General features: G+C 72.5%; 13 protein-coding genes and 1 pseudogene. 6 read left to right on the top strand and 8 right to left on the bottom strand.

The annotated features are described in order from the left end of the window. Positions 1 to 579 carry a M67 family metallopeptidase gene (locus tag ABEA81_RS27775; RefSeq protein ID WP_345608712.1) on the bottom strand — a complete coding sequence of 193 codons (579 nt, stop codon included), beginning with the start codon at positions 577 to 579 and terminating at the stop codon, positions 1 to 3. Positions 580 to 656: 77 nt separating this feature from the next. Here ABEA81_RS27775 and ABEA81_RS27770 point away from each other — a divergent pair, with 77 nt between their 5' ends. Further along, a complete protein-coding gene (locus tag ABEA81_RS27770) occupies positions 657 to 944 on the top strand; it encodes an Rdx family protein (RefSeq protein WP_345608710.1) in 288 nt (95 codons plus the stop codon). Here the strand turns inward: ABEA81_RS27770 and ABEA81_RS27765 are convergent. Continuing rightward, on the bottom strand, positions 941 to 1492 hold the full coding sequence (locus tag ABEA81_RS27765) for a DUF2017 domain-containing protein (RefSeq protein ID WP_345608708.1): 552 nt from the start codon (positions 1490 to 1492) through the stop codon (positions 941 to 943). The genes ABEA81_RS27770 and ABEA81_RS27765 overlap by 4 nt on opposite strands. Continuing rightward, the gene (gene clpS / locus ABEA81_RS27760; RefSeq protein WP_345608844.1) at positions 1489 to 1785 is read right to left on the bottom strand and encodes an ATP-dependent Clp protease adapter ClpS; all 297 of its coding nucleotides are present in this window, start codon (positions 1783 to 1785) and stop codon (positions 1489 to 1491) included. The genes ABEA81_RS27765 and clpS overlap by 4 nt, the downstream gene beginning before the upstream one ends. Positions 1786 to 1842: 57 nt before the next feature. Between clpS and ABEA81_RS27755 the strand changes: the two genes are divergently transcribed. The 4 genes and pseudogenes from ABEA81_RS27755 to ABEA81_RS42765 all read left to right on the top strand — a co-directional run. Then, positions 1843 to 3144 (top strand): nicotinate phosphoribosyltransferase, encoded by a 1302-nt coding sequence (locus ABEA81_RS27755; RefSeq protein ID WP_345608706.1) that lies wholly within the window; start codon positions 1843 to 1845, stop codon positions 3142 to 3144. 1 nt (position 3145) lies between these two features. Then, positions 3146 to 3694, top strand: a complete 549-nt coding sequence (locus ABEA81_RS27750; RefSeq protein ID WP_345608704.1) for an isochorismatase family protein — start codon at positions 3146 to 3148, stop codon at positions 3692 to 3694. Between the two features lie 21 nt (positions 3695 to 3715). Continuing rightward, the gene (locus ABEA81_RS27745; RefSeq protein WP_345608702.1) at positions 3716 to 4057 is read left to right on the top strand and encodes a type II toxin-antitoxin system Phd/YefM family antitoxin; all 342 of its coding nucleotides are present in this window, start codon (positions 3716 to 3718) and stop codon (positions 4055 to 4057) included. Next, positions 3958 to 4257 (top strand): annotated as a pseudogene (locus ABEA81_RS42765) (PIN domain-containing protein); the annotation flags it as partial. The gene ABEA81_RS27745 and the pseudogene ABEA81_RS42765, both read left to right, overlap by 100 nt. Positions 4258 to 4401: 144 nt before the next feature. On the opposite strand, the gene ABEA81_RS27740 reads toward ABEA81_RS42765, so the two are convergent. Further along, on the bottom strand, positions 4402 to 5274 hold the full coding sequence (locus tag ABEA81_RS27740; RefSeq protein ID WP_345608700.1) for a thioesterase family protein: 873 nt from the start codon (positions 5272 to 5274) through the stop codon (positions 4402 to 4404). 127 nt (positions 5275 to 5401) lie between these two features. Here ABEA81_RS27740 and ABEA81_RS27735 point away from each other — a divergent pair, with 127 nt between their 5' ends. Next, positions 5402 to 7420, top strand: coding sequence for an ATP-dependent DNA helicase (locus ABEA81_RS27735; protein ID WP_345608698.1), 2019 nt, complete (start codon positions 5402 to 5404; stop codon positions 7418 to 7420). 146 nt (positions 7421 to 7566) lie between these two features. Here ABEA81_RS27735 and ABEA81_RS27730 read toward each other — a convergent pair whose 3' ends face one another. The 4 genes from ABEA81_RS27730 to ctaD are packed head-to-tail and all read right to left on the bottom strand — an operon-like array spanning position 7567 to position 12342. Continuing rightward, positions 7567 to 8526, bottom strand: coding sequence for an ABC transporter substrate-binding protein (locus ABEA81_RS27730; protein WP_345608696.1), 960 nt, complete (start codon positions 8524 to 8526; stop codon positions 7567 to 7569). Between the two features lie 38 nt (positions 8527 to 8564). Next, positions 8565 to 9278: an aminoacyl-tRNA hydrolase gene (locus ABEA81_RS27725; RefSeq protein ID WP_425570681.1), complete on the bottom strand. Its 714-nt coding sequence runs from the start codon at positions 9276 to 9278 to the stop codon at positions 8565 to 8567. Positions 9279 to 9314: 36 nt separating this feature from the next. Beyond that, positions 9315 to 10553 (bottom strand): phosphoserine phosphatase SerB, encoded by a 1239-nt coding sequence (gene serB / locus ABEA81_RS27720; RefSeq protein ID WP_345608694.1) that lies wholly within the window; start codon positions 10551 to 10553, stop codon positions 9315 to 9317. Between the two features lie 40 nt (positions 10554 to 10593). Further along, entirely contained in the window at positions 10594 to 12342 is a 1749-nt protein-coding gene (gene ctaD, locus ABEA81_RS27715) for an aa3-type cytochrome oxidase subunit I (protein WP_345608692.1), read from the bottom strand. Between the last annotated feature and the right edge of the window lie 143 nt (positions 12343 to 12485).

The raw sequence follows: 12485 nt of genomic DNA, 5'->3' as shown, positions 1-12485 counted from the left end.
TCAAGCTCGGTCCGGGACGTCGTCCGCGCCCGTGTGCGAGAACATGTAACTCTCGACGACCTCGACGTCTTCCTCGGTCACCACGCCGTTCACGATGCGGAACGACCGGAACTCGTACCCCCCGACCGTCGGCGAGGCCTCGTCCCGGGTGGACACGATCACGTAGTGGATCCGGGGGTCGCTGGCGGGCCCGGACGCGAGGTCGATGTCCACCTGCGAGGGGTACGCGGGGCTGCGCGTGTGGGAGTGGTAGATCACGACGGGCCACTCGTCGCGCGCGTCCATCTCGCGCTGCACCCGCAGCCGCTGCTTCGTGTCGAACGTGTAGTACGTCGTCGACGAGCGCTGCTCACCCTGGTACTCGGCATGGGCGTCGCCCAGCAGCACCGACCTCATCGCGCGTTCCTGCTCGTCGGCCGACTCGTCGCCGGACGGCTTCGCGGCGTTGAGCATCCGGATGAGCCGCTCCGGCCGCTCGTCACCCTCCGCGCCCGCGATCATCCCGCACGCCTCGTGGGGATGCTCCTCGCGAGCGTGAGCCATGATGTGCTCGACGAGGTCGGCCCGGATCACCAACACGACGTCCAGCGTACGTTCCGCATCCGCGCGAACGCACATCCACGGGTGCGGCTCACAATCTCTGCCACACTCGCCGCGTGCCGGTTCCCCGCCTGGAGATCACCTACTGCACGCAGTGCCGATGGCTGCTCCGCGCCGGCTGGACGGCGCAGGAGCTGCTCACGACGTTCCCGGGCGATCTCGGCGAGGTGGCGCTCGTGCCCGGCACCGGCGGCGTGTTCCAGGTGCGCCTCGACGACGAGATGCTGTGGGACCGTGCCGCCGAGGGCGGCTTCCCGGAGCTCTCCCGGCTCAAGCAGCTCGTGCGCGACCGGGTGGCCCCGGAGCGGGGCCTCGGCCACTCGGACCGGCGGCGACCGAGCTAGCGGATCCCCATCCGCGCCATCACCAGCGAGTCCTGCACGAACGTGAGCCAGTGGTAGACGCCGAGGTGGGCGGCCCGCGGGTCATCGACGGGGAGCTCCTCGGGCATCTCCTCGCTCACGTCGAGCGCGGTGCCCAGCGCGAGCCGCACGTCGTTGAGGGCGGCGAGCCAGGTGTCGGCCTGCTCGGGCGTGAGCTCGACGCGGCCGCCCGCCTCGGGGAGCGTGTCGAGCACCAGCACCGCGGCTTCGTCCTTGGCCTCGATCAGCTCGGGCTCGTGCAGCGAGCGCATCCCGGCGGAGAGCTCGGGGTCGTCGGTGGAGAAGTCGGGGAGCAGCCGGGCGAGCACCCGGTCGTCGGGGCGGGTGGACGGGCCGGTGCGCATCCCGGTGAGCACCGCCAGCTCGTCGGCGGGGTTCTCGGCGGAGCGCCCAGCGAGCATCTGCCGGACCTCCGCCACCAGGCCGCGCAGGACCGCGGCCTCCTGGGGGTCGAAGGTGCCGGCGAGCCGCGCCTTCCCGCCGCGACCGGCCTTCTTCCAGCCGTTCATGCCTTCTGCATCGTGGCCCAGAGCCCCGCGGCGTGCAGCTTCGCGACGTCGCCCTCGATCTTGTCCTTGTCGCCGGACGAGACCGCGGCCCTGCCCTTGTGGTGCACGTCGAGCATCAACGCGGTGGCCTTGGGCTCCGGATAGCCGAACAGCTTCTGCAGCACGTACGTGACGTACGACATCAGGTTGACGGGGTCGTTCCACACGATCGCCTGCCAGGGGACGTCCGCGATCGAGTCCTCGGCGAACTCCTGCTCCACCTGGCGCGTGGGTGCGGGTAGCGGCGCGGCCATGGTCTCCATGGTGACACCTCCCCCATTCGGACTGCACGGCACATAGGCTCTCGATCCATGACTGGCAGTCCGTCGTCGGCCGGGGTGTCCACCGCCCTGTTCACCGACCGGTACGAGCTGACCATGGCGGCCGCCGCGCTCGCCGACGGCACCGCGCAGCGGGCGTGTGTTTTCGAGGTCTTCGCGCGCCGGCTGCCCGAGGGGCGCCGCTACGGCGTGGTGGCCGGCACCGCCCGGCTGCTGGAGTCGATCGAGCGGTTCCGGTTCGGCGAGCAGGAGCTCGCGATGCTCGACGGCGTCGTCGACGACGACACGCTGGGCTGGCTCGCCGAGTACCGCTTCTCCGGCGACATCGACGGCTACCCGGAGGGCGAGCTGTACTTCCCCGGCTCCCCGATCCTGACCGTGAGCGGCACGTTCGCCGACGCGGTGCTGCTCGAGACGCTGGCGCTGTCGATCCTCAACCACGACAGCGCGGTGGCCTCGGCCGCGGCCCGGATGGTCACGGCCGCCGCGGGCCGCCCGATCATCGAGATGGGGTCGCGGCGCACGCACGAGGCCGCCGCCGTGGCCTCGGCCCGCGCCACCTACCTGGCGGGCTTCAGCACCACGTCCAACCTCGAGGCACAGCGCCGGCACGGCATCCCCACCGCCGGCACGGCCGCGCACGCCTGGGTGCTGCTGCACGACGACGAGCTGTCGGCGTTCACGAGCCAGGTCAAGGCGCTCGGGTCGGACACCACCCTGCTCGTCGACACCTACGACATCCGCCGCGGCGTCGAGCGGGCCGTCGAGGCGGCCGGCACCGGGCTCGGCGCCATCCGGATCGACTCCGGCGACCTCGGCGAGCTCGCCCGCCAGGCCCGCGAGCAGCTCGACGCGCTGGGCGCCACCGGCACCAAGATCGTGCTGTCCGGCGACCTCGACGAGTACGCGATCGCCTCGTTGCGCGCCGAGCCCGTCGACTCGTACGGCGTCGGCACCTCGGTCGTCACCGGCTCCGGCGCGCCGACCGCCGGGATGGTCTACAAGCTGGTGGAGGTCGACGGGCGCCCGGTCGCCAAGCGCAGCGAGTCGAAGGAGTCGCGCGGCGGGCGCAAGTCGGCGGTGCGCCGCTACAAGCCGACGGGAACCGCGATCGAGGAGGTCGTGCACCCGTTCAGCGCCCCACCCGAGCTCGGGCCGCACGACCGCGTCGTCCCGATCCCGTTGGTGCGGGACGGCGAGCAGGTGGCCGGGCTGCCGAACCTGGAGCAGTCCCGCGAGCACCTGCGCTCCGCGCTCGTGTCCGTGCCGTGGGAGGGCCTCAAGCTCTCCCGCGGTGAGCCCGCCCTTCCCACGGTCTTCGAGGGGGTCTGAGATGCGTGCGCTGGTCGTCGTCGACGTGCAGAACGACTTCTGCGAGGGCGGCTCGCTGGCCGTCGAGGGCGGGGCCGCGGTCGCCGCCGCGATCTCCGGCCACCTGCGCACCGCGGCGTACGACCACGTGGTCGCCACCCGCGACCACCACGTCGACCCCGGCGCCCACTTCTCGGCCACCCCCGACTTCGTAGACAGCTGGCCCCCGCACTGCCGCACCGGCACGCCCGGGGCGTCGTTCCACCCGGAGCTGGACGTGGCGCCGATCGAGGCCGTGTTCAGCAAGGGCGAGTACGCGGCCGCCTACTCCGGGTTCGAGGGCACCGAACCGGGGGGCACCGCCCTCGCCGACTGGCTGCGCACCCGCGGCGTCGACACGGTGGAGATCGCCGGCATCGCCACCGACCACTGCGTCCGCGCCACCGCGCTCGACGCCGTCCGGGCAGGCTTCGCGACCAGGGTGCTGCTCGACCTGTGCGCGGGCGTGGCGCCGGAGACGACGGAGCGAGCACTCGAGCAGCTGCGTTCCGCCGGAGTATCCGTCGCGTAGCACATCGGCCACAGTCGGCGCGTGACCGAGATCGCGCTCCGCGAGCTGCGGAACAACACCAGCGAGGTGCTGTGGCGCGTCGAGGACGGCGAGGAGATCGACGTGCCGGTGAACGGGCGCGCCGTCGCCCGGCTGGTCCCGCTCCCACGGCGCCCCCGCTTCCCGCCTGCGGAGGTCGCACTGGCGAACCAGGCCGACCCCGGGTTGCTCGACGACCTGCGCGAGATGCTGGGCGACGAGACCACCGACGACATGAAGGATCCATGGGAACGCTACGAGGGCTGGCCGATACCTCCCTCTTCATCGGGGTCGAGCTGGGCCGTATCCGCGCGTCGCAGCGCTCCCTCGGGCTGTCGATGGTGACGATCGGCGAGCTGCTCCTCGGCGTTCTCGCCGCCACCGACCTCGATCAGCGAGCCGCCCGACTCCGCACCCTGCAGAGTGCGATGGCTCTCGATCCGTTCCCGGTCGACGACCGCGTGGCCGATGCGTGGGCGCAGCTGCGGGTGGCGATGCGTGGTACCGGCCGGACGCTCACCGCGAACGGCTCGTGGATCGCCGCCACCGCGATCGCGCACGACCTTCCACTCGTCACCCAGGACCGTGACCACGACGCAATCCCGGGGCTGACCGTCGTCGCCCTGTGGTCCCGAAGTCGTGAGTGGATACGCGTGCTGGAGCACTCCTATCCACTCACGAGGGGTTGGTCAGACCTCGCGCATGCGGAAGGGCTCCAGGAGGGCGCCCAGGTCGCCGACCACGCCGTTCTCGTCGAGCACCCGGTGGGAGCCCACGGCGTCGGCCAGCCCGATGCAGCGGGGGCCGTCGAACAGGCCGCACGCGTAGCGGGCGGTGGTCTCGTCGAGGTCGACCACGCCGACCCGCAGCTGGTAGATGCCCGGGTAGTGCACCTCGTCGAGGTACTGGACCTCGAGCGTGCTCGGGGACAGACCGTCGAGCGGGCCGCCGGTGGGGTAGCCGAGCACGTCGAGGTGCAGCTCGGCGAGGCCGTCGAGGTACCAGCCGGCGAGCTTGACGTTGTTCACGTGGCGGTTCGTGTCGAGGTCGCCGAAGCGGGTGCGCACGTCGAGCCGGAAGGGGTAGGCCTCGCGCACCCGGCGGGCCGGGTCGAGCCGGGGACGCCCGGCCGCCGGGCCGTCGATCCGCAGCTCCTCCAGCGCGGCGCGGACCGGCGCGGGGAGCGGAGCCGGCCGGCCGTCGGACGCGTGCACGCTGACCGACTCACCCGCGGCGACGCACTCGTCGTCGGCGAAGACGCCGTAGGAGTACGCGAAGGACGAGGTGCCGATGCGCGTCACCCCGAGGCCGATGCGGTACCGGCCGGTGACGCGGAGCGGGGCCAGCACCTCGACGCGCACCGAGGCGAGCAGCAGCCGCATGCGGCCGGTGAGCTCGGCGCCGAAACGGGTGCGCTCCACGGCGACACGGGCGTCCTCGAACCACCGCACGAGCGCGTCCCGGCCGATCCGACGGCTCGGGTCCAGGTCGCCGTAGCGGGCGTCGTGCTCGAGCAGCACGGGGTAGGACGTGAGGGGGAGCAGAACTTGCGTGGACGTCACCCAGCCCATGATGGCGCCGGGACGCCGAGCGCGGGTTACGCGTAGTTGTTCATCACGTGTGAACCGCGCAACGCTCCGGTTCGGGTGTTCCGCCCACGGCGTCGGGGGCTCCGGGTAGCCTCGCCGCGTGCCCACCGCGACCGAGCTGCCCGGCGTTGCGGAGTTGCTCGAAGCGGCGGTCGCCGCGGTCGGGGGCACCCGCCGCGAGGGGCAGGACGCGATGGCGCAGGCCGTCCGCAGGGCCCTCACCACGGGCGAGCACGTCGCGGTGCAGGCCGGCACGGGCACCGGCAAGTCGCTCGCCTACCTGGTGCCCGCCATCCACCACGCGGCCGCGAAGGGCACCACGGTCGTCATCTCCACGGCCACGATCGCGCTGCAGCGCCAGCTGGTCGACCGCGACCTCCCGCGCCTGGCCAAGGCGCTCAAGCCGCTGATGGGCCGCGCGCCCACGTTCGCGATCCTCAAGGGCCGCCGCAACTACCTGTGCCTCAACAAGCTGCACGGCGGTGACGACACCGACCCCGCCGACGAGCTGTTCGACCCGTTCGCGATCTCGGCGATGGGCCGTCAGGTCAAGCGGATCCACGAGTGGGCCGACACCACCGGCACCGGCGACCGCGACGAGCTCGTGCCCGGCGTGCCCGACTCCGTGTGGCGCCAGGTGTCGGTCACCGCGCGCGAGTGCCTCGGTGCGGCCAAGTGCCCCGTCGGCGACGACTGCTTCGCGGAGAAGGCCCGCGCCGTCGCCGGCCAGGCCGACATCGTCGTCACCAACCACGCCCTGCTCGCTATCGACGCGCTCGAGGGGCGGCCCGTGCTGCCCGAGCACGACGTCGTGGTCGTCGACGAGGCGCACGAGCTGGTCGACCGCGTCACCGGCGTGGCCACGGCCGAGCTCACGGCCGGGATGATCGCCGCCACCGCGCGCCGGCTCGGCAAGCTCGTCGACCAGGCCGTCGCCGACCGGCTCGCCGAGGCGGGCGAGGGCCTCGGGCTCGTGCTGGACGACCTCCCACCGGGACGGTGGGAGTCGCTGCCCCGAGCCGCGGCGGGTGCCCTGTCCGCCGTCCGCGACGCGGCGGGCACCTGCAAGCAGGCGCTGGGCTCCGATCGCCGGGAAGACCCGGAGGCCGCCACCGGCCGCAAGATCGCCCAGGCATCCTTGGACGACGTGGCCGACACCGCGGTGCGGCTGCTCGGGGCGTTCGACGAGGCCGACCCGGCCAAGCGGCACGACGTCGTCTGGCTGGCCGAGCAGGGGCCCGACGGTGCCCGGCACAAGTCGCTGCACGCCGCACCGCTCTGGGTGGGCGGGCTCCTGCGCGAGCGGCTCTTCGGCCGCTCCACCGTCGTGCTCACCTCGGCCACGCTCGCGCTGGGCGGCAACTTCGACGCCCTCGCCCGGCAGTGGGGGCTGCCGCCGGAGAAAGCGGCGGAGAAGTCCGACGACCCCGTGCCCGACCCGGACGCCCCGAGGTGGTCCGGCCTCGACGTCGGCTCCCCGTTCGCCCACGCCAAGAGCGGCATCCTCTACGTGGCCAAGCGGCTGCCCCCGCCGGGCCGCGACGGCCTGCCGCCCTCGTACCTCGACGAGATCGCGGGGTTGGTCGAGGCAGCCGGGGGCCGCACGCTCGGGCTGTTCTCCTCGATGCGGGCGGCCAAGCAGGCCACCGAGGCGCTGCGCGGCCGACTCGACACCCCGCTGCTGTGCCAGGGCGAGGACTCCACGATGCAGCTCGTCGAGAAGTTCGCCGCCGACGAGTCCACCTCGCTGTTCGGCACGCTCTCGCTGTGGCAGGGCGTCGACGTGCCCGGCCCGTCGCTGTCCTGCGTGATCATCGACCGGATCCCGTTCCCGCGCCCCGACGACCCACTCGTCGCGGCCCGCCAGCGCGCCACCGACGCCCGCGGCGGCAACGGCTTCCTGTCCGTCTCCGCCACCCACGCGGCGCTTCTCCTCGCCCAGGGCGCGGGCAGGCTCCTGCGCGGGATGGACGACCGCGGCGTCGTCGCGATCCTCGACTCCCGCCTCGCCACCGCCCGCTACGGCGGCTTCCTGCGCGCCAGCCTGCCGCCGTTCTGGGCCACCGACGACCGGGAGAAGGTGCACGGCGCCCTGCGCCGGCTGCGGGGGGCCACCTGACCGGCGCCGCGGCACCCTACGGCGGTTGCGGGCGTGATCATCGGTCTCCTACCGAGAACCCGAAGCCCCAGGACGCACTGACCTGCCGCATGTCGCTCGCAAGCCACGCGATCTGAACGACGATGTACCTGCGGGACTGCAGCCGTTCAGGAGGCGGCCACCCGCTCCAGCACCGCTCGCTGCTGCTCCAGCTGCCAGGGCACGTTCAGCAGCGTCGGGTTGTTGCCTGCGGTCGCGCCGAGCACGTCGGACTCGAAGACGCGGCCGTCGCGCACCGCGGGCATGGCCTGGAACAGCGGGCTCGCGGTGAGCTGCGCGCGCAGGTCGTCGGACGCGTAGCCGAGCCGCACGAGGTCGGCGTCGATCACGCCCATCCGCTCGGCGCCGACGGATCGGTTCACGACCTCGGCGACGACCCGCGGGGACATCACCATGCCGAGCTGGCCGAGCAGCTCGGCGGTGTGCCCGTCCGGGTTGGTGTCGACCGTGAACTGGCCGGGATCGTGGTAGAAGACCGAGCTGAACGTCTTCCCGGCGAGGCCGGGCAGCTCGGCCGCCAGCCCGGCCACCATCCCGTCGACCTTGCGGATCCGCTGCTCGACCTCGGCCTCCTCGCCGACCGCGCGCCCGATCACGCGCGCGGTGTCCTGCCAGGTGGCCTCGCCCCAGCCCGTCCGGTACCCGACGGTCGGGGCGATCGCGCTCAGCCCCTGGTACACGTGCTCGAGCCCGTAGTAGTTGGTGGCGAGGACGAGATCCGGCTCCAGCGCGGCCACCTCCTCCAGGTCGAGCCCGTCCGGGCCGCCCAGCGGGACGATCCGTGGGTCGACCGCGCCCTCCTGCCAGGGGTGCAGGGAGCCGGGGTCGTAGAAGTTCTCGGTGCGTCCGACCGTGACCACGCCCACCTGGCTGAGGACGTCCTCCTCGTACGAGAGCGCGACGATCCGGGTGGGCGGCGCGGGGATCGTGGTGGTGCCGAGGGCGTGCTCGATCGTCACCGGGAAGCCCGGGGTCGGCGCCGCGGCGGACGGCTCCTCCATGGAAGGCGCCGCGCAACCCGCCACCACCAGCAACGCCGCCACGATCCCGGACGCCCTCAACCTCACGTCGCCCCCTCCGCACGTCGAGTGCGGTTAGCCTAGCCTCAGGACGACGCGGCGATGCAGGTGATCGTGCCGGGGGCCACCTCGGTGAAGCCCGCGTCCCGGACCGCGACCGCGTCGCCGCGGCCGACGGCGGCACACAGCGCCGCCCACCGCTCCCCGTCGGCGTCGCGCACCGCGAAGTGCGGAACGGACGTCAGCCCGTGGGCCGCGGCGTAGAGCATGGAGGCGTGCCCGACCTGGGCGGCCGCCTTGCCGACGGTCAGGTCCAGCGCGGCGTTCACCCAGATCACCGGCTGACCGGGCGAGGGAGGTGCGGGCTCGTCGGACTCGAGCTCGGTGCCGCCGATCTGCAGCCGCGACACGACCCGCGGCACCTCGTCCACGGGCCCGGGCAGCAGGGCGCGCGCCTCGGCGCCGTCGACCTCCCAGGTCACCCCGGGCAGCTCCTGCACGGCGGCCCAGTGGGCACCACGGGCGCGCCGCGCGATCTTGCGGATCTGCGTGGAAACCCAGATCGAGACGGCGTCGTGCCACTCACCGCCGGGCTCGGCGCGCGGGTCGAGGCACAGGGCCAGTGCCGCGGCGGCCGCGGCCTCCAGCACCGGCGTGCGGGCCGCCGGCGGCCGTTCCAGCCGCAGGACGACGGGCATCGCGCGCACGACCCCGTCCGACACCGGCTCCGCGCCGCGGAGGTACCGGGTGCCGAGGGGCGCCAGTACCGACGCGCCGGCGAGCGATTGATCAGCGTTCACGCCCGTCCCCAACGCGTCGAACCCTGCGGTACTTCCTCATGGGATCGGCACGCGCCGCAGCACGCCCTCGGCCGCGTCGGCCCGCTCGACCTCGTCGCGGGTGATGCCGAGGACGAACAGGACGACGTCGAGGTAGGGGTGCGAGAGCGCGGTGTCGGCCACCTCGCGCAGCGCGGGCTTGGCGTTGAAGGCGACCCCGAGCCCGGCGGTGGACAGCATGTCGATGTCGTTGGCGCCGTCGCCGACCGCCACGCACTGCTCCAGCGGCACGCCGAAGCTCTCGGCGAAGCGGCGCAGGGCCACCGCCTTGCCCGGCCGGTCCACGATCTCGCCCACGACCCGCCCGGTGAGCCTGCCCTCGACGATCTCCAGCTCGTTGGCGGCGCAGAAGTCCAGCCCCAGCTCGTCCACGAGGCCCCTGATCACGCGCGTGAACCCACCGGAGACGACCCCGCACCGGAACCCGAGCCGCTTCAGCGTGCGGATCGTGGTGCGGGCGCCCGGGGTGAGCTCCAGCTGGGCGGCCACCTCGTCGAGCACGGTCTCGGGCAGGCCGGCCAGCACGGCGACGCGGCGGCGCAGCGACTCGGCGAAGTCCAGCTCGCCGCGCATCGCAGCCTCGGTGACGGCGCGGACCTCCGCCTCGGCGCCCACGTGGGCGGCGAGCATCTCGATGACCTCGCCCTGCACGAGCGTCGAGTCGACGTCGAACACGATCAGGCGCTTGCTGCGCCGGGCGAGCCCCGCCCGCTCGACGGCGACGTCCACCCCGGCGGTGCGGGCCACCTCGACGAGCCGCGCGCGCAGCGTGCCGGGCGGGTAGTTCTCGCTCCCGCCGCCGGGCTCGGGGGAGACCATCAGCTCCAGGCCGGTGACCGGGTAGTCGGCGACCCGGCGGATCGAGTCGATGTTGGCGCCGACGTCGGCGAGCGCAGCGGCGACCGAGCCGAACGCCCGCGCGGTGATCGGCCGGCCGATCAGCACGACGACGTGCGTGGGGTGCCGCCGGACGGCCGGGTCGTCGCGCACCTCGAGCGTGGTGTGCACCTGCATCGCGATGCTCGCCATCGCCTGCTCGACGGCCTCCTGCAGGCCCTCGGGGTCGCGGTGGGCCTCCACCACGACGCCGAGGGTGAGCCGGCCGCGGATCACGACCTGCTCGACGTCGACCAGGTCGACCCCGTGCCGGGTGAGCGCCGCGAACAGCACGGAGCTCACGCCCGGCCGGTCCGGGCCCGTGACCGTGATGAGGACGCTGGTGCCCGAGCCGGTCATAGGACCTGCCGTCCTTGTTCTTTTCGGCGTGACGATCTTTTCAGCGTGACTTCGGATCGTCGCTCGGCAGGGTCTCGCCTGCGACGGCCGAGGTGGCCAGCTCGCCCGGGTCGGCGTGTCCGATGTGCGCCTCGGCGCGGAACCGCTCCACCAGGTGCGGGTAGTGCAGCTCGAACGCCGGGCGCTCGGACCGGATCCGGGGCAGCTCGGTGAAGTTGTGCCGCGGCGGCGGGCAGGACGTGGCCCACTCCAGGGAGTTGCCGAAGCCCCACGGGTCGTCCACCGTGACCAGGCGGCCGTAGCGGTAGCTGCGGAAGCAGTTCCACAGGAACGGCAGCGTGGACGCACCCAGCACGAACGCGCCGATCGACGAGATCGCGTTCAGCACGTTGAAGCCGTCGATGGGCAGGTAGTCGGCGTAGCGGCGGGGCATGCCCTCGTTGCCCAGCCAGTGCTGCACCAGGAACGTCGTGTGGAACCCGACGAACGTGAGCCAGAAGTGGACCTTGCCGAGGGTCTCGTCCAGCATCCGGCCGGTCATCTTCGGGAACCAGAAGTAGATGCCGGCGTAGGTGGCGAACACGATCGTCCCGAACAGCACGTAGTGGAAGTGCGCCACCACGAAGTACGTGTCGGACACGTGGAAGTCCAGCGGCGGCGAGGCCAGCAGGATGCCGGTGAGGCCGCCGAACAGGAACGTGGCGAGGAAGCCGACGCTGAACAGCATCGGGGTCTCGAACGTCAGCCTGCCCTTCCACATGGTGCCGATCCAGTTCACGAACTTGACGCCGGTGGGGATCGCGATCAGGAAGGTCGTGAAGGAGAAGAACGCCAGCAGCACCGCGCCGGTGGCGTACATGTGGTGGGCCCACACGGCGACCGACAGCGCCGCGATCGCGATCGTCGCGTAGATCAGCGTCTTGTAGCCGAACACCGGCTTGCGGCTGAACACCGGGAAGATCTCGCTGACGATGCCGAAGAACGGCAGCGCCACGATGTAGACCTCGGGGTGGCCGAAGAACCAGAACAGGTGCTGCCAGAGGATCACGCCGCCGTTGGCGGGGTCGAACACGTGCGCACCGAAGTGGCGGTCGGCCAGCAGGCCCAGCAGCGCGGCGGTCAGCACCGGGAACGCGATGAGGACCAGGATCGCCGTCACGAGGATGTTCCACGTGAAGATCGGCATCCGGAACATCGTCATGCCGGGGGCGCGCATGCAGACGATCGTGGTGATGAAGTTGACGCCCCCGAGGATCGTGCCGAGACCACCGAGGACCAGGCCGACGATCCACAGGTCCGCGCCGGCACCGGGCGAGCGGATCGCGTCCGACAGCGGGGTGTAGGCGAACCAGCCGAAGTCGGCGGCCCCGCCGGGCGTCAGGAACCCGGACAGCACCGTGAGCCCGCCGAACAGGAACAGCCAGTACGAGAAGGCGTTCAACCGGGGGAAGGCGACGTCCGGAGCGCCGATCTGCAGCGGCACGATGTAGTTCGCGAAGCCGAACAGGATCGGCGTGGCGTACAGCAGCAGCATGATCGTGCCGTGCATGGTGAACAGCTGGTTGTACTGCTCGGTGGACAGGAACTGCAGTCCCGGCACGGCCAGCTCGCCCCGGATCAGCAGCGCCATCGCACCGCCGGCCAGGAAGAACCCGAACGACGTGACCAGGTACAGGATCGCGATGTCCTTGGGGTCCGTCGTCCGCAGCATCTTCAAGAAGGTCGAGCCCTTGGGCGACTGTCGTGCCGGGTACTCCGGCGCGATCGGCTTGGGGGCGACGGCGGTCACTGGTCCTCCTGGAACTGCCGGCTGCGCGCGGGCCGGATGGCCCAGCTGGGGATGTTAGCTCTACCCGTCGTCGAAGGCGCCGCCCGGGTGGCGGGCCCCACGTCCCCGCGACACGCGGTGCACGGCCCGACACGGGGACGGCG

This window comes from Pseudonocardia adelaidensis, from assembly GCF_039543345.1.
GTDB classification, from domain to species: Bacteria; Actinomycetota; Actinomycetes; order Mycobacteriales; family Pseudonocardiaceae; genus Pseudonocardia; species Pseudonocardia adelaidensis.
This window is presented reverse-complemented; position numbering and strand designations above follow the sequence as displayed.

Excerpts from the sequence above, each read along its gene's own strand:
- ABEA81_RS27765 (WP_345608708.1), bottom strand. The coding sequence starts at position 1,492 with ATGAACGGCTGGAAGAAGGCCGGTCGCGGCGGGAAGGCGCGGCTCGCC.
- clpS (WP_345608844.1), bottom strand. The coding sequence starts at position 1,785 with ATGGCCGCGCCGCTACCCGCACCCACGCGCCAGGTGGAGCAGGAGTTC.
- ABEA81_RS27755 (WP_345608706.1), top strand. The coding sequence starts at position 1,843 with ATGACTGGCAGTCCGTCGTCGGCCGGGGTGTCCACCGCCCTGTTCACC.
- ABEA81_RS27750 (WP_345608704.1), top strand. The coding sequence starts at position 3,146 with ATGCGTGCGCTGGTCGTCGTCGACGTGCAGAACGACTTCTGCGAGGGC.
- serB (WP_345608694.1), bottom strand. The coding sequence starts at position 10,553 with ATGACCGGCTCGGGCACCAGCGTCCTCATCACGGTCACGGGCCCGGAC.